This window comes from Bathymodiolus platifrons methanotrophic gill symbiont (assembly GCF_002189065.1).
GTDB lineage: Bacteria > Pseudomonadota > Gammaproteobacteria > Methylococcales > Methylomonadaceae > Methyloprofundus.
The window spans coordinates 1-22,189 of sequence record NZ_BDMN01000013.1; the positions used below are offsets into that span (position 1 = coordinate 1).

Consider the following 22,189-nt stretch of genomic DNA (forward strand, 5'->3'; position numbering starts at 1 on the left):
AATATTTTCAAATTGAGCATTGCGGTCAGGATGACCACCCATCGTAATGTTTTTCTGGGCTTTGCGCTTAACATATTCATGTTTTTTTAATAAATATCGAACGATATTACGACTGACAGAATAACCCTTTTTTAATAATTCACTGACGATTTCACGCGGCTTTAGATAAGTCCACCTAATAGATGAATTCATTGGATTGCCTGCTGTATGCTGTTGAAGAATATCTAAAAAGTCTTGATCTATTCCACTGTATTCAGGGGTAGAGGTCTTTTTTTTCGACCGCCTCCAGGTTGTCTGATTCCTGTTATATCCAGTTCTAATTCGGTGAGTTCTTTTTTTCCTTGGCGGATAGTTTTTGGGTCACACTCTAATAAAGCTGAAATAGAGTTAACGCCACCATGAGATGATTTTTCACTTTCAATGGCGGCATACCGTCGCTTATTTTTTTCACAAAGTGAGTCATAAAATTTCTTCATCGACTTTTCGATATTTTTTTTATAAGGAAATGACATAAGACAACCACTGAGTAATAAATTAAGATAACCTTAATTTAGGGGAGATATTTCATTATTCAAGCTTGGCTGCTTCAGGATGTTATTTCGTGCACATTCCTAAGACAGTGAAATTATTAGCCAGTAAACCTTGTTCAAACTCCCCCCCAGCTTTCTTTGTTAAAAATAGCACCATGAGCTAACAAAACAGCATGAGAACCTCGCTTTTGGAGCTCGGCATAGATCGTGGCATTATCCTCAGTTGTAAAATGCACCTCACTGGCTATAGACATAAAACTGGAAAAAACAATAAAGATAAACAAAAGTAAGCGTCGCATATAATTCCCCTTAAAGAAAAAACCAATATAAGCTATGATACATAGTATGTGTAAAGCTAAATTTAACATACTCAACCCACTTCTGCATTTACTATGAACGATAATGCCGATCAAGTATTAGCTACCCATCAAATGGCTAATTCCATACTTAAGCATGATGTCGATCATCTACAGGTAATTCCTGAATTAGCAATCAAGCTATTACGTTTAAGCTGTAAAAAATTCCTGTGCAAACGAATTATCTCTATTAATAGCAAGTGAACCGACACTAGCGGCAAAGATACTCAGCAACGTTAATTCTGTTACTTTTTCACCTTATCAAAAAATTAAATCGATTAAACAGGCAATTAAAATTCTTGGAGATCAGGTTGTCAAGCAAATCACATTAAACCAGTTACTCTATAACAAGCTGATTTACCACAAAGCTAACTTCGAATTCGAGCAACTTTCTTTCTGGCAACACTGCTTATTTGTTGCTGCACTTGCTCGCACCATAGCAAGTAACCTAGATCATGCTGACCCTGACTTAATGTACAGTGCCGGTTTATTACACGATATAGGTAAAATAATTCTGGAGACACATGCCAAGGTAAATTATAGCGCCTTTATTCGTAAAAGCATGAATGCCATAGAGCCATCTTACAAGGAAGAGCATGCTTTTTTTGGCATAACTCATGCTGAAATTGGATTAATTTTTTGTAAACATTGGCTTTTACCAAAACCAATTACTGCTAGCGTTTATTGTCACCATGTTTTGCCTGATGATGATAGTCAATATGCAGACTGCAAATATGACATCGCCATTGTTTCTCTCGCAAACTATATTGCAAGCTTACATGGTATCGGTTCAAGCATAAATAACCACAGACCGATATTACAACCGGAAGTTTTAGAACTGCTTAATATCGAAAAATTAAATATTAAGCAGTTGTTGAATACTGTTGATACTGAAATGCAAGATACCTGTGCATTTTTTGATATCAAATTCCCTAACCTATACAAGTTACGTGCCTCGCTCGTTGAATCACCCATTTTATCCAGCCCAAACTATGAACGACGTAATTCCTTGCCAGGCAATTTATCTATTAGCAGCTTAACCATCCCGCATAAAAGCCTTAACCCTGATGAAATAGTCCCTGATACCCTAGCAGCCATTCAGCACAACTTCCATTTTGAGCGTTTAATTATACTCAATATCAATCCGAAACTACGTAATTTAGAGACTAGCTATAGCTGGCCTGAATCACTTAAAGATAGTAATCTAGAACATTTCAATATAAAAATAGACGTCTTACCTAGCCCTCTTTTAAACAATCTACGCGAACGTAAAGCGAGCATTATTAACAGCCGCAATAAAGAAAACAAAATACTTCTTGGACCATTTAAAATAGAAGAATTTCTTCTCTTCCCTATCGTGAGTAATGACCGCCTTGTAGCTTTACTTTACTGAAGTTTCCCAATAATTATTTATGGTAAAATTGAAACTATGTTACAACTATATGAAAAAAATAGTCTTTTCATTCGTTTCAAATGCTATTACCTAAGGGGAATTAAGTAGGGGGTTGCTATAAACATGGCAAAACCACCTAAAATAAACCTCGATACACCAGCATTGTGTATTTCAGCTACTCAATAATTGGGAAACTTCAGTTTACTTTATGCAGATAACTATAAAAACCACAAGGCAATCGAACCAAAAATTATTAATTATATTGCTCCTATTATTCATGAACTGGGTATTGCCCTGGCAAATGCTCAATGCTTTATTCAGGAAAAAAACAGAGCAGAGCTTGATTCGCTCACTGGCTTATCAAATAGCCGAATGCTAACTAAATTTTTAAATGATGCTTTTTTATTAAATATTCATCAACTAAGTCACATTGCCGTCGGATTTATTGATATTGATTTTTTTAAGCAATTTAACGATACCTGCGGCCACCAGGTCGGTGATGAAGCTTTAATAATGGTTGCACAGATTATGCGCTCCTTAACTCGACCTAGTGATTTTATAGGTCGCTATGGCGGTGATGAATTTGTCTTTGTATTGCAAAGCACTGATAAAAAAGGGGTTTATAGTTATGCAGAACGAATTAGACTAGAAGTAGAACAACAGGGAAAAATTCTTAGCAGACAATTTCTTGGCCACGAGATTACAATTAGTATTGGCGTCAGCCTGTATCATCAAGAGTATAATAGTTCCGATAAAATTATCAGTGCGGCTGATACTGCTATGTACAGGGCAAAACAAAAAGGCAGGAATTGTGTCGTTATTGTTTAAATAACAACTCGTTATACTTCCCCCAGTCAAGCCTGACTTGTCTTTAATTTCCTGGCTAAATAATAAATTTAAAGTACTCTTTCTTCAATTAATAGCAAATAACCCCAATCAGGATAAAATTATGCTGGATTTTTTAATCAAATATCGCGGAATATTCGTGGTTCTTTTCGTTCTACCTGCCTCGCTGCTTTTTAAAGCCTATATGGGCAGTAGAAACCGTCTGGTTTTCTGGTTAAATAGCGCCCCGGAAAAACATGGGGATAAAGTCAAGAAAGTGCAGCAACAAGTCAAAGACTGGCAACAGAAAACCGGCGGCAATATACCCATGTGTACTGCTAGACCTGGCTGGCAAGCAATGTCATTAAAACAGGGGAATTATAAAAAAACCCATTATCAAGTCGATGTCAGCTTAATGGATATACTAGACATTGATGAGGACAAAGGCACTGTACGCGTTGAGCCTATGGCTAATATGGGGCAAATATCTGCTATGCTAAAGCCTTTAGGCTGGTCTTTAGCGGTTGTACCCGAGTTAGATGCTTTAACCCGTCGGTGGCTTGATAAATGGCTTTGGTATAGAGGCCAGTTCTCATAAATATGGTCTGTTTCAGCATATATGTGCAAGCCTGGAAATCGTCACCGCTGATGGTGAATTAGTGAAATGCTCTAAAGACGAAAACAGCGAACTCTACTACGCAATTCCATGGTCTTATGGTTCGCTTGGATTTTTAGTCTGTGCAGAAATAAAAATTGTACCGTGTAAGGATTATGTACACCTTACTTATATACCCTATAAAAGCAAACAAGAACTTGTCGACCGATTTACCAAGGAATCATTAAAACCATTTGATGAAGCTTATGAGTTTATTGAAGGCCTGATGTATTCTGAACAGGAAGGCGTGTTAATGCTGGGTAATTTTGCCGATAAAGTACCCGCAGGTAAAACCAGAAATGCACTAAATAACTTCTGGAAACCCTGGTTTTATGAGCATGTGCGTAGCATCCTAAAGCAAGACAAGGAGCAAGAAGAATATATTCCTTTACGCCATTTTTATCACCGTCATACACGTTCTTTTTTCTGGGAAATGGAGCAAATTGTTCCGTTTGGCAATAGTCCCTGGTTTCGTTATCTTTTAGGCTGGATGTCGCCCCCTGAAATCTCATTAATCAAACTAACAGAAACAGAAGCGATTCATGAACTCTATGATACCCATCATATGGATCAGGATTTCTTATTACCCATAAGCACTCTGGATAAATCCCTATCGTATTTTCATCAGGAAGTTGATTTTTACCCTTTATGGCTCTGCCCTATGCGCGTATTTGATACCCCCATACGCGGTATGGTGAATCCATTGCCAAATGAACAAATGTTTGTTGATGTCGGGATTTATGGTGAGCCAAATATCCCAAACTACAATGCTAAAGAAACCATGCGTAAGCTAGAAGCATTTATGCGCGAAATAGGTGGTTTTCAGGCTTTATATGCAGATACTTATCAGACTCGTGAGAATTACGCGAAATGTTTGACCACAACTTACTGGATAAATTGCGTAAAGAGACAGGCGCATTAAAAGCCTTTCCAGAACCTTTCGATAAGGTATCAAGAGCAGCAAGAACCTAAATAAAGATACGGCTTTAGAGGCTGTGAAAGTATATGCCTTTAGCCTCCCCCCTTGAGAAGGGGAGATTGAGGGGGGATCGTATAAAAACATAGTTCATTGATATTGCGTGATTAGTTTTAATATACCAAACCTCCCCTAGCCCCACCTTAACTAAGGAGGGGAACTATGTTGAATACTTACACAGCCTCTAAAGCCCGCGCCCTACGTATTGTTAAGAATGAATTACAATAAATAAGGCAAAACTGCCTGTAGATCAGGATCTGCTACAAACACATCTGCTTGATCCTGTACGATTTTACGCGTCACCACACCACCAAAACCGACACAAAAAGCCCCTGCTTTTTTAGCTTCCATATCGGTATTACCATCACCCACAATAGCCAGTTTTAAACCCGCTTTATTTAATTGCAAACAAATCTCAGCTTTGCCACCGTTTCTAGCTAGCGGAGATTGCTGGTTATAGTCTAAATAGTCACCATTACTAGCGAATAAAACTTCGACTGCATGAACATTACTAGCTGCAACGTTTAATTTTTCAGCTAAAGGAAGAATGGCCTCTTTTAATCCACCGCTAATTATATGTACCTGCTTACCCTGCTTGTGTAGTTTCTGAAAGACTTCTTCAACACCTTGAACCATTTTTTCTATATATAAATCAGCTAGCCAGTTGATAGCCTGGTGATCTGGTTTAATTAATGCCAGTCGCTGGGCATATACTGATTCTAAACTCACTTCACCATTCATAGCAGCATTAGTTAAAGCAGCCATTTCAGCACCACATCCGACACGTTCAGCTAAAACATCAATTCCTTCTATTTCACTTAAAGTGCTATCACAATCAAAACAAACAATATCAAAACTCATAAAACCAATCCGCTCCGTTGGGTAATATCAATTTAGAAGAGCGGACTAAAGTCCGCTCTACAATAATTACATCTCTATCTGTATCGCCGATTCAACAGCGCCTACCTCACAAAGTTCCTGTAACAAAGTATCTTGTATTTTTTCCGAGACACTAATCACAGCCATTGCATGTTGCCCATCTTCTGCAACACCTACCTGCATACGTGAGATATTAACATCTGCTTTACCTAATACAGCACTAATTGCCGCAATAACACCTGGTTTGTCTGCATGCTGCGTTACCAGCAAAACACCTTCGGGAATCACTTCAATTTCATATTCATTAATATGCACTATACGTGGATGTTTATCACCCAACAAAGTTCCAACCAGAGTAATCTCTTCATCAGCACAATAAGCTTTGACTTCCACTAAAGCCAAATAACCGGATATCTCTTCTGATTTTAATTCGCTTAAACTAATTCCCTGGCGCTTAGCTATATTTTCAGCATTAACGCTGTTGACTGGCGTAGAAACATGACTTTCGAGCAATCCCACTAAAGCAGCGACTGAAACTGAACGTGCTTCTGCCTCGGTTGCTTTACCTAATAGAGAAACTTGAATTCGCTCTATGGGCTTAGTAGCCAAACCAGCTAACACCTTACCTAAACTAGTTGCTACCTCCATATAAGGTTCGGATGCTCTTAAATCTTCGGCTGAAAGGCGAGGCAAATTCAGAGCATTAACCACTTCACCCGTTTTTAGAAAAGTAACCGCCTGACGTGCAATTTCTACACTAACAGCCACTTGCGCTTCTTTTGTCGAAGCGCCTAAATGTGGTGTAAAAACGATATTGTCCAATTCTAACAGCGGCGAATCCTTAGGTGGCTCACTTTCATAAACATCCAGAGCTGCACCCGCAATTTCACCCTCTTTTAAAGCATTATATAGCGCCTCTTCATCAATTAATCCACCTCGGGCGCAGTTAATGATCATGGCTGATTTTTTCATCATCGCCAATTGCTCCTGACCAATCACACCGCGTGTTTTTTCCAGTAAAGGACAATGTAAGGTTAAATAGTCGGCCTGTTGCACTAATTCATCTAAACTCACCATTTCAGCGCCACACTCTGCAAAAACATCAGGGGCAACAAAGGGATCATAGGCAATAGCGTGCATACCCAGTCCAGCCCCGCGTCGAGCAACAATACGACCGATTGTGCCAAAACCTAAAATAGCTAAAGTCTTATGGGATATTTCTGCACCCACCAGTTTAGAGCGCTCCCACTTTCCTTCACGAATTGATTTATCAGCTTTGGGTAAATTCCGGCTTAAGGAAAACATATGCGCAATCGCTAACTCTGCTGTCGTAGTCGCATTCGCATCCGGAGTATTCATAACAATGACACCCTGTTCAGTCGCCGCTGGAATATCAACATTATCTACACCGATACCTGCACGCCCGACTAATTTCAGGTTTTTTCCAGCACGCAACACCTCATCGTTTACTTTAGTGTCACTTCTGATTAGCAAGGCATCATAGTCAACAATCGTTGCACACAATTGCTCAGGAGTCATACCAGTATCAATATGAACCTGTATGCCCTCTTGTTCATTTAAAAAGTTAACCCCTGCATCGGCTAATTTATCGGAAATAAGAATCTTTTTCATGCTCGTGTATCTCTTGACTGGTGCGCTAAATAAACATGACAGCTTAACAGTTTTGATATAATCATAAAACTGATAAATCCATTTCTTTAACTATGTCTGAATATAGTAAATCCTTTTTTTCTTTGAACTCCTGGAAACAGCGTCTGGTTTTCTGGTTAGGCGCAGTTATCATTGGTTTATTGATCTCAACCATGACTCTACTCAGTGAATGGGCTTCTGAGTTTTATCGTGCTGTCTCAGTAACCTACCCGTGGTTTAACTTTGTCGTCGCGCCTTTTGGCCTGGCATTAACCGCCTGGATAACCTTTCGTTTTTTCCCGGGTAGTCAGGGAAGCGGTATTCCGCAGGTTAAAACCGCACTGGAACTGCCTCATACTCAGGAAGAACGCTCTAAACTAGTATCATTCCGCATTGCTATTGGTAAAACTTTTTTACCGATTATGGGTTTATTATCAGGTGCATCGGTCGGATTTGGTGGTCCTGCAACCCATGTCGGCGCTTCACTCATGGCATCTCTGGGCAAAGTATTTAAATTCCCAGTACATTATATGGAAAAAGGCTTACTACTAGCTGGAAGTGCGGCAGGATTTGCCGCCATGTTTAGTGCCCCCTTAGGCGGCATTATGTTCGCCATTGAAGAAATGGGCCGAACATTAGAAGAACGTATCAGCACCCTGGTTTTAACCGCGATTATATTTTCCGGTGTGACTGCCTATTCGATATTAAATCACACCATTTATTTTACTGATAATCAACTCAGTTTACCTTGGGGTAATGGCTGGTTAGCTATTCCCTTATGCGGCATCACAGGAGGTTTACTCGGTGGCATTTTTAGCAAAATCGTCGTGAGTGGTCAGAATTACATAAAGAAAAAGGCATTTCCCATTGTTAAGGTCGCTTTTATTTGTGGCTGTGTTATTGCCTTACTTGGGTATTTATCGCAAGGAGAAAGCTTTGGTACCGGCTATCAACTAGCAAGAAATATTTTGCAGGATAAAGCAACGGTAGATCCCTTATTTCCCCTATACAAGATGCTAGCAACAATAGCGACTTTTTTTAGCGGCATTCCCAGTGGAATCTTTGTACCCTCTATTGCAACCGGTGCAGGCCTAGGTGCTAACCTAGCAGCCTGGTTTCCGATTGCACCAACGTCAGTCATGATTTTACTCACTATTACTGCCTATTTTTCAGGGATGCTGCAATCGCCTCTGACTTCATTTGTGGTTGTTCTGGAAATGACTCATAGTCATGACCTTTCCATCCCTTTAATGACCGCCGCATTTCTAGCCTCTGGAACCTCTAAATTAATTAACCCCGAACCTTTGTACCGAGCACTCTGTAATGCCTATCGAGTACAACCTAAAAATGTGAAACAAGACGATGCTCAGAAGAAGAAAAAATAAATATTTCATTATTACACTGAGTATTTTTTTACTACTAGCTGGCAGCTATCGCATCTTTATGCCTAAACCTGCGCCTGATGTAAGCTTTAAAACTCTAACAAATAAAATCATTCAACTAAATGAATTACGCGGTAAAACTCTATTAATCACTTTCTGGGCAAGTAATTGCCCTAGCTGCCTCAAAGAGATTCCACATTTTAAAAGTTTATATCAAGACTATCATCAAGCTGGTTTAGAAATTATAGCCATAGCCATGTATTATGACCGTCCTAATTATGTTGTTGATACTAGAAATGCCTACCAGATACCTTATGATATAGTGCTGGATTTAGATATGCAGCTAGCAAGCGCCTTTGGAAATGTTAGTTTAACACCAACGACTTTTTTAATTAATCCCGAAGGAAACATAGCATTCAAAACCACAGGGACTTTCGACTTAACGGAAATGCAAGACAGGATTCAATCAATTTTCTCTAATTCTCACGCTCTGCTCAAAACAGAAATATAACTAAACACCGAACCGATACATGAGCTTCCTAATAAAGTATCAAGCTCATGCAGACTACTCGCCGTATTATCGTGGTTAATCTTTTGCGTCACATCAATTAACACTTAATCTATAGGACAAAACAATGCTCTGGCTTAAAGCTTTTCACCTTATTTTTATGGTCACCTGGTTTGCAGGATTATTTTATTTGCCCAGGCTCTATGTTTATCACGCCATGAGTGATGATGACATCAGTAACGAGCGCTTTAAAGTCATGGAACGTAAATTGTTCTACGGCATCATGACACCCGGGATGATTATTACCTTTGTGTTTGGTATCTGGATGCTGATAGATTATGCCTGGGCAATGTATGCTTCCATGGGCTGGTTACACGTTAAATTGACCCTATTGGTACTATCAGTTGTTTACCATTATTTTTGCTACCGCTATCTATTAGATTTTAAATTTGACCGTAACCAACACAGCCATGTTTTCTATCGCTGGTTTAATGAAGTTCCTGTAATATTTTTGCTAGCGATTGTTATATTGGCAGTGGTTAAGCCTTTCTAAGAAAGGCTGTACGTAACAACTTAAACACAATGAAACGCGGATCTTTAGTCCGCTGTTATAAATGCAGACTAAAGATCTACGCCCCAGTTAATAATGTATGAATTATTTTATTTACGCCCTAAACATCTAACGCATCAAATAATGGGCGACAGCCAACATAATCAACTGGATAAAATTCAATAACCAGAAATAAAGCACGAATAAAGCCCACTTAACCTGTTTCGATTTATTTGTATCTTTAAATCTGACTATAAGCCAGCCGCCTAGAGTGGCAACAAACAACATAAGTGTGCCAATCAATGCATAGTTCATGGATTAATCCTTAACCGGTGCAGGGGCTAATACTTGCCTTGAACCACTACCTTCGGCTGGGCTAACAACACCCGCCATTTCCATTGCCTCTATCATCGAAGCTGCCCGGTTATAGCCCACCTTAAAGCGTCTTTGTACGCTTGAAATAGAGGCTTTACGAGATTCTGTAACAAATGCAACCGCCTGGTCATACAAGTCATCCATTTCTGAATCAACGGCCTCTTGCCCGGCTACAAAAGAGCCATCACCACTTTCCGAATATTCATGGGTAATCTCATCCAGATAATTAGTTGGCGCGGTTTTTTTCAAAAACTCGACTACATGATGCACTTCATGATCATCGACAAAAGCACCGTGCGCCCGCATGGGAATATTTGTTCCTGAAGGCATAAAAAGCATATCACCATTACCCAGCAAATATTCTGCACCACCCTGATCTAATACCGTGCGTGAATCGATGCGTGAAGATACCTGAAATGAAAGCCGCGAAGGGACATTAGCTTTAATCAGCCCTGTTAAAACATCAACTGATGGACGTTGAGTTGCCAATATTAAATGAATACCTGCTGCCCGGGCTTTTTGTGCCAATCGAGCAATTAGCTCTTCCACTTTCTTACCAACAATCATCATCATATCGGCTAGTTCATCTATCACAATAACGATATTTGGTAAGCTTTCCAGAGTTGGAATACTTTCGCCTTCTGCTAGTTCAGTTTCATAACTGTACATTGGATCTTTAATTGGCTCGCCGTTGTTTTCTGCATCCGTAACCAGTTTATTAAAACCTGCCAGATTCCTCACGCCGACTTTAGACATTAGCTTATAACGTCGCTCCATTTCTGCCACTGCCCAGCGTAATGCATTGGCAGCATCTTTCATATCGGTAACAACCGGAGTTAATAGGTGCGGAATACCTTCATAGACTGATAGCTCCAACATTTTCGGGTCTATCATTATCATTCTGACCTGGTCAGGTGTGGCCTTATAAAGCATACTCATAATCATGGTATTAATAGCCACCGATTTACCTGAGCCTGTCGTACCTGCAACTAAAAGGTGAGGCATTTTAGCTAAATCTGTTACTACAGGAGCGCCCGCAATATCTTTACCGAGAAAAAGACTCAGTGGAGATTTTGCTTTAATAAACTTTGAAGACTCCAGACCTTTCCTAAAAGAAACCATTTCACGTTCCTGATTAGGTATTTCCAAGCCAATAACTGACTTGCCAGCTATGACTTCAACAATTCTAACACTGGTAACTGATAGGGATCGTGCCAGATCTTTTGCCAACCCTGAAACCCTACTTACCTTAACTCCTGCTGCAGGCTGCATTTCAAATCGGGTAATAACGGGGCCAGGTAAAACACCGGTGACCTCAACAATCACATTAAAATCCTGCAAAGACTGCTCCACCAGACGCGACATATCTTCCAGTTCATCAGCCGAATAACCGCGAACTTTAATTACTCTTAAATCCAGTAACTCCGTATCTGGTAAGGCTCCAGGTTCTACGTCCTTAAATAAATCAGTCTGTAGCTTTTTAGTTACGACAGGTTTTGCAATAAGTTGTGCGGGTATCACCTCTTCGGGGGGGGCAGCAAAATTAATGACTGGTGACTTTTTAACGTTAACTGATGGCCTTACAGGCTCGGACTTATCAAAACTGACAACCGCTGGGATTTCCTGCGGATTAATCTGTTTTTGTTCTGTTTCATATACATACTCTTTTTTTGTTCTTGCTTTTCCCCAAAACAAAACCACTTTCCTAAAACCAAGAGTCGTTAATAAAAGTGTATTTCTGCCCACTATTTCCATTAATTTTACCCAGGAAATATGCGTATATAGAGTTAAGCCTGCGAAAAAAACAGCAATCAATAATAGTGTTGCACCTGAATTACCAAAGGTAATGATCGAAGCTTCGCCTAGTTCCTGACCAATAATACCCCCACTATTTCTAGGCAATTCAATCTGACAACGCAATATATGTAAATAACAAAATGTACTTGCAGAAATAATCGTCACTAGTAAGCCAAACCAGCGGATATACTTCATTGAACCAATTGCAACCAGCGTTTTATTACTAAAAAACAAATAAGCTTGCCAAAAAATAATAAGCGGAAAGGAAAACGCGATAACACCAAAAAAACTAAATGAAAAATCAGCTAACCAGGCGCCAACCATACCACCTGCATTATTTGTTGCCATACCGGTGCCACTATGAGACCAGCCAGCATCTTCATGACTGAATGAAATGAGTGATATTAAATAAAAAAGACCGATGACTATGAAACCCAATAAAGCAGTTTCACGTAAGCCTCTAATCGACCTTTCTTCCATTACTGCCGCCATGACAAAACACCTAATAATCATAAAAAACAAAACAATAGCTCAATCATTACATAATTCACATGAAATCAAAAGGACTATTTCTTTAAATTCTTATTGATAAACAATTGTTAAAAATATTTTTTCTGCTATGTTTCTCTCGATCTGATGGAGGTCATCAGATTACAACTGTGTTAATATCTTATTTCTTAAAATTATAATAATCTGGAGAATGGTATGTCCAAAATTCGTTCTATTGTTTCTGCAATAGCACTCGCTAGTTCTGTTTCTGTTGCTTCTGCCTGGGAGGCTCTGCCAACTAAGGCGTCTGCTCCGGCTAACAACCCTACGACTGCTGCAAAAGTTGAGCTAGGTCGCATCTTGTATCATGACCCAAGACTTTCTTCTACTGGCACTGTTTCTTGTGCTTCCTGTCATAACACTATGTTAGGTGGTGAAGATAACCGTCCCAACTCCATGGGTGTACATGGTCAGACAGGTGGGCGTAGTGCTCCAACTGTGTGGAACTCTGCATTTAACGAAGTACAATTCTGGGATGGTCGTGCCGCTAGTCTGGAAGAACAAGCAGCCGGCCCTGTTACTAATCCAATAGAAATGGGCATGAAAAGCTGGGATGATGTTGTTGTCCGTTTAAAGTCAATTGAAGGCTATCAGGCTTATTTTGACAAAGCTTTTGGCGCCAACTCTATCTCTAAAGATAGTGCCACTAAAGCGATTGCAGCTTATGAAAGAACTTTGATTACACCGAACAGTGCTTATGATAAATACGCTAAAGGCAATAAGAAAGCCTTAACAGCCCAACAAATACGTGGCTTAAATAAAGTCGTCTCTCTAGGTTGTGTTGCTTGTCATAGCGGACCGGCTTTTAATGGCCCAGGCACATTCCAGAAATTCCCTGTTATCGACAATGCATATTTTGAAAAGCAATATAAGTTCAGTGATGATAAAGGCCTTTATGAAGTGACTAAAAAGAGTGGCGATGAGCACCTTTTTAAAGTTCCAACCTTACGTAATATTGCTTTGACAGCACCTTATTTCCATAATGGATCAGTTAAGACACTGGAAAAAGCAGTTAAAGTCATGGCAAAAGTACAATTAGGAGCAAAACTATCTAATGATGAAGTTGCCGATATTGTTGCCTTCTTAAATGCCTTAACTGGTGAATTCCCTAAACAGCAAATGCCTGTTTTACCGGGTACACCTGGAACATCATTTAAAACTAATTAGAGCGTTGTAATCTATTTAAGTTTAGATAACGTAATCCGGCAAATTTTAAATACTCTTGCCGGGTTACGTTCTTTATTATTCTGCAATAACAATCTACCCCGCCTTTCCCCAATCATCTGAAGTAGCGTTTACTATGACTTAACAACGCTTAATAACAATAATGCTCCTCTCTGTTTGCATATAAGCACCTGCCGTAAAAGCTTCTAATTCAGCTTGTAAAGTTTGTATAACAGCATAAGCAGATTGCGTAGAGTTATTTTCAACTATCCGTTCAATTGTCTTAACCCCAAATTGCTCGCGTTGTTCATTCTGAGCCCCCAGCACACCGTCGGAACATATCACAATAATATCCTTAGCTTGTAATACAATGTCTTTAACTTGTAGCCCTGATAAATTCTTTTGTGCAGCTAAAGCCTGCTGATATCCTTTATATTGACTTAGTTCTTGTTTGCTAAAATGAAATACCGCATTTTGTCCAAGATTCAGAGTGCTAAATATTGAGCTATTATGCCCCAGAACCCCAAGACTAAGTTGAACCGGACCATTTAAAGTCATATCTGAAATTAAATAATCATTCATTTGCCCGGCAATTTCAGATAATGAATGCCCCTGTTTGATCATTACTCTAAAAATAGCACGTAACTGGCCCAGTTTTACCGTTCCATCAATACCACTATCAGTATCATCCAGAAGTAGAAATGCAGTACTCTCTTGTTCTGGCTGGCCTTCCACATGTGCCTGGACGCAACTTACAATATCAAAGATTTCGCCACAACTATCCTGACTTGCATTACTCCAGGACTCTATTTGATAACCTTCAATATTTATTTCTACTTGAGGCAAAGCATGGTGTCTAATGGCTTCAGCAATACGGGCATCTTCTTTAATTGAATAATGTGAATCCAGAACCTGACACATATTATTTAAGGTATGAGAAAATTGCTTAATTTCATCAATATTCTCAGATTTATCATTCACTGGCTGAAAATTTAATCGCTCTATTCTTTCGCAGCGCTTTATTAAACCTCCTAAAGAACGAGAGAACTTCCCTGAAACCAATACAACAGCAACAATTGTCAGCACTAACAACAAACAAAAAAACAAGATTGAATACCAGAACTGTTCATAGACAGCCCTGAATATATCAGACTCTTTAACACCTATCGAAAAACTCCAACCTACCGACTTAATTGGCGCATAGAAACTCCAATAGCCCTCACCATTATCTAAATATTTTAAATTGACTGCACCAGTTTCACCGGCAAGCATACTGACAACTAAATCGTGTAATTTTGTTTTGGTTTCTGCAATCTCTTCTGTTTGCCCAGTTCCTGTAATTGAAATAGCAGCCTGAAAGCTCTTCTCTATCAATTCATATATGTGTTTCCCTGTTTCATTTTTATCGCGGTGTAAAACAACTTTTCCTGTCGATGATAAAACCATTATTTCCTGCCCTTTTACGCCAGGAATATGTATTTGGGTGCTAATTTTATCTAATGCAATATCTGCTGTCGCAACACCCCATAATTTATTATCTTTATAAAAAGGCACAGCAAAGCGGGGAGTCGCTATTTTTGCGAAAGCTTGTTTTGGGCATCCCAGCCCAAGCAAGCAGCAAAAACTTAACGCGACCACTTATGCCTCCGGCGGCCCCGATTCGTCCTCGTCACCTCGTCCCGACCCAACAAGGGGTCGGAACATAGGCTCCAAATGACTTGACGCCGTGTCGGATGGCCTTTTATTTTGTCTCCACCTTCGCTAACGCTCAGACTCCGACAAAATAACGGCCCTACGGCTATCGCGGTAATCCAGATAGTTATTAAATAAGTCGATAACTTCTGCAACAGAAATATAAGCAAAAGCACCATAACCTTTCTTAAGCAAAAAGACCTCATGCAATTGGGCAATAAAATTAATTCGCTGTTCAGCTAGTTCAGTCATTGTTTCCCTTTTTATTATCTAATTTTACTTTCTGTTTTCGTTTTTCAGCTATTGTTAATAGCTTTCCTAGTCTACGCAACAGGGCTAGCCATTAATTTTCCAGTTCTTTATTCGTAAAAGACTCATAAAACATAAAAGCCACGCCAACGGTAATTGCGGAGTCTGCAATATTAAAGACAGGCCAGTGCCATGCCTGATAATAGACATCAAGAAAATCGATCACATAACCATAAATCACCCGATCAATTAAATTCCCTATTGCTCCGCCCAGGATTAAACTAAGCGATATTGCTGATAATATTTCTTCAGATTTCAGGCGTTTTATCCACACGATAATACCAATACTGATTGATCCTGCAAGAACTGCAAAAAACCAGCGCTGCCACCCTCCTGCGTCACTTAAAAAACTAAATGCAGCGCCATAATTATGCGCATAGGTAATGCTAAATCCTGGAAACATGGGAATAGATTGGTACAAACTCATATTGCTATCAATCCAGATTTTACTTAGCTGGTCTAAGATCAATACCAGGATCGACAGCCATAGCCATTTCATCATAATAATTTTTCAAATAAAGGAGTGGAATGAATAGATAGAAAGCGCACGGCATCCCGCTGTAGCGCTATCTTAGATATACAAATCGATATAATTTCTTGTTGAATTAGGCTTGCATATCCAGATTAGCAACACAAAATTAGACTTTTTATCCTCAAGGGCGTGGCTTTAGAGACTGTGAAAATATGTACTTTTAGCCTCCCCCCTTGAAAAGGGGGATTGAGGGGGATCGTATAAAAACATAGTTCATTGATATTGCGTGATTAGTTTTAATATATCAAACCTCCCCTAGCCCCTCCTTAACTAAGGAGGGGGATTTTTTTGAACACTTTCACAGCCTCTTTAGCTCGCCTATAAAAAAACTTTGTAAAGGCGGGCTAAAGCCACGCCCTACAGTATATTAACGCAGTGTAAAGCCAGCACCTATAAAGATCTTCTGCAAAAGCCTAGGCAAACAGCCGAACCTCACCATCTCCCTCTATGTTTCCTACACAACGTCCACATAATTCAGGATGTTCGTCATTACTACCTACATCCTCCAGATAATGCCAGCAACGAACACATTTTTCATGCTCAGAGGCGACAACTTTGACTTTCAATCCATCTAACTCTGTAGCAGTAGCGTCACTACCAGCATCTTGCATAGGTAGCACAAAAGCTTTTGAGGTAATAAAAATAAAATGCAGTTCATCTGCTAGCTTATTAAGCACTGAAGTATATTCTTCCGTGCAATATAAGGTCACTTCAGCATTTAACGAAGCGCCAATGACTCCAGACTTACGCATTTGTTCCAGTTCTTTACTAACCGTTTCTCGTACAGACATGATAGCTTCCCAATCGGCATTAGAAAGTATTGCGTCTTCAGCCAAAGGGAATAAGCCTGTATACCATGTTTCCAGTAGCACTGACTCACTTCGCTCACCGGGCATATATTGCCAGATTTCATCTGCCGTATAACAAGTGACCGGTGCTAGCCAACGTACCATAGCTTCTAGTACATGATACATTGCAGTTTGCGCTGATCGTCGCGCTAAACTATCTTCTTTTGCTGTGTACTGACGATCTTTAATAATATCCAGATAAAAACCACCCAGTTCCATTGCACAAAAATGATGTACTTTTTGGTTAATTACGTGGAACTGGTATTGTTCATACGCCTGAATCACATCGTCTTGCAACTGTAATGCTCGATCGACAACCCAGCGATCTAATGCCAGCATATCTTCAGCTTTGATGCTATGTTTTACTGGATCAAAACCATCTAAATTGGATAATAAAAAGCGAGAAGTATTTCTTAAGCGCCGATAAACATCAGAAGTGCGCTTTAAGATTTCATCTGAAACAGTCATCTCACCACGGTAATCAGTACCCGAGACCCATAGACGTAATACATCTGCACCTAATGACTTCATAACCGATTGCGGAGCCACAACATTACCACGTGACTTGGACATTTTTTTGCCCTCTGCATCAACAGTAAATCCATGTGTTAACACTGCTTTATACGGCGCAACACCTCTCATGGCAACTGATGATAATAATGATGATTGAAACCAGCCTCTATGTTGATCAGATCCTTCCAGATATAAATCAGCGGGAAAGCTAAGTTGCTCACGCTGATTTAATACCGCCTCATGGGTTACGCCCGAATCAAACCAGACATCTAAGGTATCACTCATTTTGTCATACTGATCCGCTTCCGCACCCAACCATTCAGCTTTATCCAGTTCAAACCAGGCTTCAATGCCTTTTTGCTCTATATGTAGGGCAATATCTTCAACAAGCTTATCGGTTTCAGGGTGTAATTCCCCTGTTTCCTTATGCACAAAGAAAGGAATCGGCACTCCCCAGGTACGTTGCCTTGAAATACACCAGTCAGGTCGGCTCTCTACCATTCCTTCAATTCGAGCTTGCCCCCAGTCAGGTATCCATTGGACTTGCTTGATTTCTTGCAGAGCTTTTTCACGCAAATCACCTTGCTCCATGGAAATAAACCACTGTGGTGTTGCCCTAAAGATAATTGGGGTTTTATGACGCCAGCAATGAGGATAGCTATGCAATAATGCCTCATGGTGCAATAATTTATGTTTACTGCTTAAGACTTCTATCACATGGTCATTCGCCGAGAAAACATGTTCACCGGCAAATAATTCAGTATTGGGCAAAAACACACCATTATCACCCACCGGATTATCGATAGGTAGACCATAACGCTGCCCTACCACATAATCGTCCTGGCCATGCCCGGGAGCCGTATGCACTGCACCGGTACCGGCTTCCGCAGTAACATGATCAGCTAACACGATAGGCACTTTACGATGATAAAAAGGATGCATCAACATTTGATTGTCTAAAGCATCCCCATTGCAATAAGCCAGAACACGACAATTTTCCATACCATAGCGCGCCACGGCATCGTTCCATAGTTGATTAACCAGAACCAGACGCTCTTTTTGGCCATCTTTCTCGCACTGGACAACGACATATTCGTACTTGGGATTTAGGCAGACAGCCTGATTAGCAGGTAATGTCCAGGGAGTTGTCGTCCAGATAACAACATATAAAGGGCCTTCTCCTTCATGCTCAGGTACATGCTGACAACTAGCAAAAAATCTCTGCTCATCAATGACCTCAAATCGCACATCAATCGCAGGTGAATGTTTATCTTCGTACTCTACTTCAGCTTCCGCCAAAGCAGAACCACAATCAGTACACCAATGCACAGGCTTAAAACCCTTGCTTAAGTGCCCTTTAGCATTCACTTTACCCAATGAACGAACAATATCAGCTTCGAATTTGTAATCCATGGTCAAATAAGGCTGATCCCAATCGCCTAAAACTCCCAGACGCACAAACTCGTCTTTCTGCATTTTTACTTGCTTGCTCGCATATTCCCGACAAGCTTTGCGAAAAACTTCTGCCGACACCTTGCCACCCGCTTTACCCACTTTCTTTTCGACCATTAACTCTATGGGTAAACCATGACAATCGCATCCTGGGACGTAAGGAGCGTCATAGCCAGAAAGTGTTTTAGATTTTAAAATAATATCTTTCAGGACTTTATTAACCGCATGACCAATATGAATTGCACCATTCGCATACGGGGGGCCATCATGCAAAATAAACTGAGGTTTGCCTGCAAATTCAGCGCGAATTTTTTGATAAAGCTGCGCTTCTGTCCATTTTTTTAGGCGTTCAGGCTCACGTTGCGCCAAATTTCCTTTCATTGGAAAGGCTGTTTTCGGGAGGTTAAGTGTCTTCTTATAATCGATGGTCATTTTTTACTTTGTTGCATTAAAGTCCTGGCTTGAGCAGTATCCAACTGGATCTGCCGCTTTAAATCATCCACTGATTGAAAACGCATTTCACTCCGTATTTTGTATTTGAAATGCACTTCCACATATTTCCCGTAAATATCCTGGTCAAAATCGAACAAATGCGTTTCTAACAGCACTTGCGCACGGCTATCAACCGTTGGCTTGGTGCCCACATTGGCCACACCAAAAATTGGCTTTTCACCTATTCCCGTCATGGTGACGGCAAACACCCCTTGTATCGGTGTATTTTTTCTTTGCATCTGAATGTTTGCCGTAGGAAAACCAATCTTTCGTCCAAGTTTTTCCCCATGAACGACCCTTCCACATACTGAGTAACTGCGCCCTAACATTGATTCTGCAGTTGCTAAATCACCATTATTAAGTGCATCCCTAATCAAGGTACTGCTCACTCGACTACCTTTAACTGAATAAGAAGCAGTATCAATAACTTTAAAGCTATATTGCTCCCCTGCTTCCTGCAATAAAGCAAAATTCCCACGCCTTGCTTTCCCAAAATGAAAATCATCACCTACGACTAAATATTTAACATTTAATCGCTCTACTAATATTTCCTGAATAAAATACTTGGGATCTAAATTTGCAAAGCATTGATTAAAACTAACGATCAGTAAATTATCAACGGGCAAATGCTTAAAATGTATAATTTTTTCTCTTAGTCGCGTTAATCGTGATGGCGCATTATCTTTAAGAAAAAATTCCAGCGGTTGTGGCTCAAACACCATCACTACGACAGGCAGACCAAGCAATTTCTCTTTTTCGGCAAGCTTGTTAATAACGACACTATGCCCTTTGTGCACGCCATCAAAGTTACCAATTGTAAGTACACACCCTGAATCAAAGGACTGTAACTTTTTAATTCCGCGAATTAACTGCATTCAATTTTGCTGTAAAAGCTGTGTATATTACCATTTTTATAACGATTCGACACTTTGGATTAAGAGGTTTTGGGCATCTTTTTCAAAAACAAGATAATCAGTAAGAACTTCTTTAAAAGGGTTTTTCCTTCAAGGCTATTATAAATTCACTCAAAAAAACCTTTTAGGGTCTGTATATATACTTCACACGATGGAGTATATGGCAGGTAACTAGTTAACTGAAGTTTCCCAATTATTGAGTAGCTGAAATACACAATGCTGGTGTATCGAGGTTTATTTTAGGTGGTTTTGCCATGTTTATAGCAAACCCCTACTTAATTCCCCTTAGGCAATAGCATTTGAAACGAATGAAAAGACTATTTTTTTCATATAGTTGTAGCATAGTTTCAATTTTACCATAAATAATTATTGGGAAACTTCAGTATACTTCACACGATGGAGTATATAGCATTATTGGATGCCTGCCAGTGCATCCTGTAATTCCGGCACCGATTGAGGTCGTTTGGCTGGGGTCACTTCCATAGCCCAGTCAATGATCGCCAGAAGTTTGCTATCAAACTTCCCTGCATGAATTTCCTGAGCCAAATGAAATTCATTATTATCCACTCGCTCAGTTGCTTGCAGTGGCACTTCACCATCCAGACAGGCACGCATACTCGCACCCACAGCATAAATATCAGAATATGGCCCCAAAATTCCAGTCGCTGAATACTGCTCTATCGGTGAAAAACCTTTACTTAAAACCTGAGCTTTACGTTTCTCATCACTGATCGGGAAGGATTGAATTGCACCAAAGTCGAGCAACATAACATCATTACCTGGACGGATCATCAAATTAGCAGGCTTAATATCTAAATGTAGTAATTTCTGCTCATGAACCAAACGCACGCCCTCTAATAATGCATTAAAAACATCCAGTAGCCATTGAGTATTGAGGTGTATTTTTTTTCGCCAGTAATAGCTTATCCAGAGTAACTCCATAAGCATACATCATCACCAGATAAACAGTAGAATTTGCATGAAAGAAACTAACAACTTCAACAATATTCGGGTGCTTTAGATCAGACAACACCTGTGCTTCTTCAATAAACAGACGGCGTCCATGAATAAACAGTTTTTTCGACTGATCACTGTTTGCGACTATATTATTATTCCAGGTTCGGTGTGCCAATTTACGCGGTAAATATTCTTTAATCGCCACTTGTATTTGCGTTATTCGATGCCTTGCTAAATAAACCGAACTAAACCCACCATGCGCTAACTCACGCTCAATAATATAGTCATCAACCATAGTCCCAGGTTGTAAATAATTCCATTGCGCCGGGTAAGTTTTGGGGTCGTAATATTCAGACATAAAACTCGCTTAATAAAGTCGTAAATCAATAGCAATAGCAATAGCAACAGGACTCGCTATCTTTTTTATATGCTATCACGATATCAGAAAAATAAACGTAAAACTGCTTATTTACTATGACGAGAAAAGGTAAAAAAACACGTTCAGGTTCAAATGAATTACTTCTGCCTCATTCCTGGATGAGCCCAATAACTATTTTTGGTAGTGGGTTAAATCTGTTATTAGGCATGAATATCTCGTCCAAATTCGACTTTATTAATTAATAGTCCAATGACAATATCATGCATTTGTTCTATTTTGGAAAAACAGATTGTTCGACGCGTTAAGCGTTTAACCCATGTTCTAAAATTTAGGTTTTTTCGTTCAATTTTTTGAGTGTTTTGTTTGCCTATTTCATGTTCATTTACATCTAAGTTTCGCTCATAAGCCCCCCAGTCATCTGTATAATATCTGCTTATTTCAAAAGGAGTCAGTAAGGCTTTTAGCTCTTTGAAAACATCATCTTTACGCTTGCCAAATACATAAGCAATGAC

The 22,189-nt window shown here is 39.7% G+C and carries 24 protein-coding genes; 9 read left to right on the top strand and 15 right to left on the bottom strand.

Annotation, left to right across the window (positions count from 1 at the left end; all coding sequences use genetic code 11):
- The 3 genes from CDZ78_RS00695 to CDZ78_RS00705 form a co-directional block, all read right to left on the bottom strand.
- On the bottom strand, nucleotides 1-321 hold a 321-nt coding region (locus tag CDZ78_RS00695; protein ID WP_444979185.1), incomplete at its 3' end, for an ISAzo13-like element transposase-related protein.
- Nucleotides 240-512, bottom strand: a complete 273-nt coding sequence (locus CDZ78_RS00700) for a hypothetical protein (RefSeq protein ID WP_087868228.1) — start codon at nucleotides 510-512, stop codon at nucleotides 240-242. The genes CDZ78_RS00700 and CDZ78_RS00695, both read right to left, overlap by 82 nt.
- Nucleotides 513-646: 134 nt before the next feature.
- Complete coding sequence (locus tag CDZ78_RS00705; RefSeq protein WP_140413830.1) at nucleotides 647-829, bottom strand: hypothetical protein; 183 nt, start codon at nucleotides 827-829, stop codon at nucleotides 647-649.
- A 93-nt stretch (nucleotides 830-922) separates the two neighbouring features.
- Between CDZ78_RS00705 and CDZ78_RS21595 the strand changes: the two genes are divergently transcribed.
- The 5 genes from CDZ78_RS21595 (at nucleotide 923) to CDZ78_RS00725 (ending at nucleotide 4,681) form a co-directional block, all read left to right on the top strand.
- Nucleotides 923-1,090, top strand: coding sequence for a hypothetical protein (locus CDZ78_RS21595; RefSeq protein ID WP_167374134.1), 168 nt, complete (start codon nucleotides 923-925; stop codon nucleotides 1,088-1,090).
- 19 nt (nucleotides 1,091-1,109) lie between these two features.
- Complete coding sequence (locus CDZ78_RS00710; RefSeq protein ID WP_244559131.1) at nucleotides 1,110-2,279, top strand: HDOD domain-containing protein; 1,170 nt, start codon at nucleotides 1,110-1,112, stop codon at nucleotides 2,277-2,279.
- Between the two features lie 186 nt (nucleotides 2,280-2,465).
- Nucleotides 2,466-3,107, top strand: a complete 642-nt coding sequence (locus CDZ78_RS00715) for a GGDEF domain-containing protein (protein ID WP_087868231.1) — start codon at nucleotides 2,466-2,468, stop codon at nucleotides 3,105-3,107.
- 121 nt (nucleotides 3,108-3,228) lie between these two features.
- Complete coding sequence (locus tag CDZ78_RS00720; RefSeq protein WP_140413831.1) at nucleotides 3,229-3,702, top strand: FAD-binding oxidoreductase; 474 nt, start codon at nucleotides 3,229-3,231, stop codon at nucleotides 3,700-3,702.
- A 61-nt stretch (nucleotides 3,703-3,763) separates the two neighbouring features.
- On the top strand, nucleotides 3,764-4,681 hold the full coding sequence (locus tag CDZ78_RS00725) for a hypothetical protein (protein WP_244559129.1): 918 nt from the start codon (nucleotides 3,764-3,766) through the stop codon (nucleotides 4,679-4,681).
- A gap of 273 nt (nucleotides 4,682-4,954) precedes the next feature.
- Here CDZ78_RS00725 and CDZ78_RS00730 read toward each other — a convergent pair whose 3' ends face one another.
- Nucleotides 4,955-5,596, bottom strand: coding sequence for an HAD-IB family phosphatase (locus CDZ78_RS00730; RefSeq protein WP_087868234.1), 642 nt, complete (start codon nucleotides 5,594-5,596; stop codon nucleotides 4,955-4,957).
- Between the two features lie 66 nt (nucleotides 5,597-5,662).
- Nucleotides 5,663-7,246: a phosphoglycerate dehydrogenase gene (gene serA / locus CDZ78_RS00735; protein ID WP_087868235.1), complete on the bottom strand. Its 1,584-nt coding sequence runs from the start codon at nucleotides 7,244-7,246 to the stop codon at nucleotides 5,663-5,665.
- 92 nt (nucleotides 7,247-7,338) lie between these two features.
- Between serA and CDZ78_RS00740 the strand changes: the two genes are divergently transcribed.
- The 3 genes from CDZ78_RS00740 (at nucleotide 7,339) to hemJ (ending at nucleotide 9,707) form a co-directional block, all read left to right on the top strand.
- The gene (locus CDZ78_RS00740) at nucleotides 7,339-8,649 is read left to right on the top strand and encodes a chloride channel protein (RefSeq protein WP_087868236.1); all 1,311 of its coding nucleotides are present in this window, start codon (nucleotides 7,339-7,341) and stop codon (nucleotides 8,647-8,649) included.
- Nucleotides 8,627-9,157, top strand: coding sequence for a peroxiredoxin family protein (locus tag CDZ78_RS00745; RefSeq protein WP_087868237.1), 531 nt, complete (start codon nucleotides 8,627-8,629; stop codon nucleotides 9,155-9,157). Before CDZ78_RS00740 ends, CDZ78_RS00745 begins: the two co-directional genes overlap by 23 nt.
- A gap of 124 nt (nucleotides 9,158-9,281) precedes the next feature.
- Entirely contained in the window at nucleotides 9,282-9,707 is a 426-nt protein-coding gene (hemJ, locus tag CDZ78_RS00750; protein WP_087868238.1) for a protoporphyrinogen oxidase HemJ, read from the top strand.
- Nucleotides 9,708-9,833: 126 nt separating this feature from the next.
- On the opposite strand, the gene CDZ78_RS00755 is transcribed toward hemJ, so the two are convergent.
- Both CDZ78_RS00755 and CDZ78_RS00760 read right to left on the bottom strand, forming a co-directional pair.
- On the bottom strand, nucleotides 9,834-10,019 hold the full coding sequence (locus tag CDZ78_RS00755; protein WP_087868239.1) for a hypothetical protein: 186 nt from the start codon (nucleotides 10,017-10,019) through the stop codon (nucleotides 9,834-9,836).
- 3 nt (nucleotides 10,020-10,022) lie between these two features.
- The gene (locus CDZ78_RS00760; RefSeq protein WP_280175531.1) at nucleotides 10,023-12,368 is read right to left on the bottom strand and encodes a DNA translocase FtsK; all 2,346 of its coding nucleotides are present in this window, start codon (nucleotides 12,366-12,368) and stop codon (nucleotides 10,023-10,025) included.
- Between the two features lie 213 nt (nucleotides 12,369-12,581).
- On the opposite strand from CDZ78_RS00760, the gene CDZ78_RS00765 reads away from it, so the two are divergent.
- Nucleotides 12,582-13,592 (top strand): cytochrome-c peroxidase, encoded by a 1,011-nt coding sequence (locus tag CDZ78_RS00765; RefSeq protein ID WP_087868240.1) that lies wholly within the window; start codon nucleotides 12,582-12,584, stop codon nucleotides 13,590-13,592.
- A 138-nt stretch (nucleotides 13,593-13,730) separates the two neighbouring features.
- Here the strand turns inward: CDZ78_RS00765 and CDZ78_RS00770 are convergent, their stop codons facing one another.
- From CDZ78_RS00770 to CDZ78_RS00800, 8 genes are all read right to left on the bottom strand, one after another.
- Nucleotides 13,731-15,227, bottom strand: coding sequence for a SpoIIE family protein phosphatase (locus CDZ78_RS00770; protein WP_087868241.1), 1,497 nt, complete (start codon nucleotides 15,225-15,227; stop codon nucleotides 13,731-13,733).
- Between the two features lie 123 nt (nucleotides 15,228-15,350).
- Nucleotides 15,351-15,533: a hypothetical protein gene (locus CDZ78_RS00775; RefSeq protein WP_087868242.1), complete on the bottom strand. Its 183-nt coding sequence runs from the start codon at nucleotides 15,531-15,533 to the stop codon at nucleotides 15,351-15,353.
- 91 nt (nucleotides 15,534-15,624) lie between these two features.
- A complete protein-coding gene (gene lspA, locus CDZ78_RS00780) occupies nucleotides 15,625-16,092 on the bottom strand; it encodes a signal peptidase II (RefSeq protein WP_087868243.1) in 468 nt (155 codons plus the stop codon).
- A gap of 443 nt (nucleotides 16,093-16,535) precedes the next feature.
- A complete protein-coding gene (gene ileS / locus CDZ78_RS00785; protein ID WP_087868244.1) occupies nucleotides 16,536-19,367 on the bottom strand; it encodes an isoleucine--tRNA ligase in 2,832 nt (943 codons plus the stop codon).
- Entirely contained in the window at nucleotides 19,364-20,302 is a 939-nt protein-coding gene (gene ribF / locus CDZ78_RS00790; RefSeq protein ID WP_087868245.1) for a bifunctional riboflavin kinase/FAD synthetase, read from the bottom strand. The genes ileS and ribF overlap by 4 nt, the downstream gene beginning before the upstream one ends.
- 450 nt (nucleotides 20,303-20,752) lie before the next feature.
- Complete coding sequence (locus tag CDZ78_RS23985) at nucleotides 20,753-21,289, bottom strand: serine/threonine protein kinase (RefSeq protein WP_307190442.1); 537 nt, start codon at nucleotides 21,287-21,289, stop codon at nucleotides 20,753-20,755.
- Nucleotides 21,207-21,656 (bottom strand): protein kinase domain-containing protein, encoded by a 450-nt coding sequence (locus tag CDZ78_RS23990; RefSeq protein ID WP_307190443.1) that lies wholly within the window; start codon nucleotides 21,654-21,656, stop codon nucleotides 21,207-21,209. Before CDZ78_RS23990 ends, CDZ78_RS23985 begins: the two co-directional genes overlap by 83 nt.
- A 221-nt stretch (nucleotides 21,657-21,877) precedes the next feature.
- Nucleotides 21,878-22,189, bottom strand: a 312-nt coding sequence (locus CDZ78_RS00800) for an IS1 family transposase (protein ID WP_244559130.1), incomplete at its 5' end; no start/stop codon positions are given.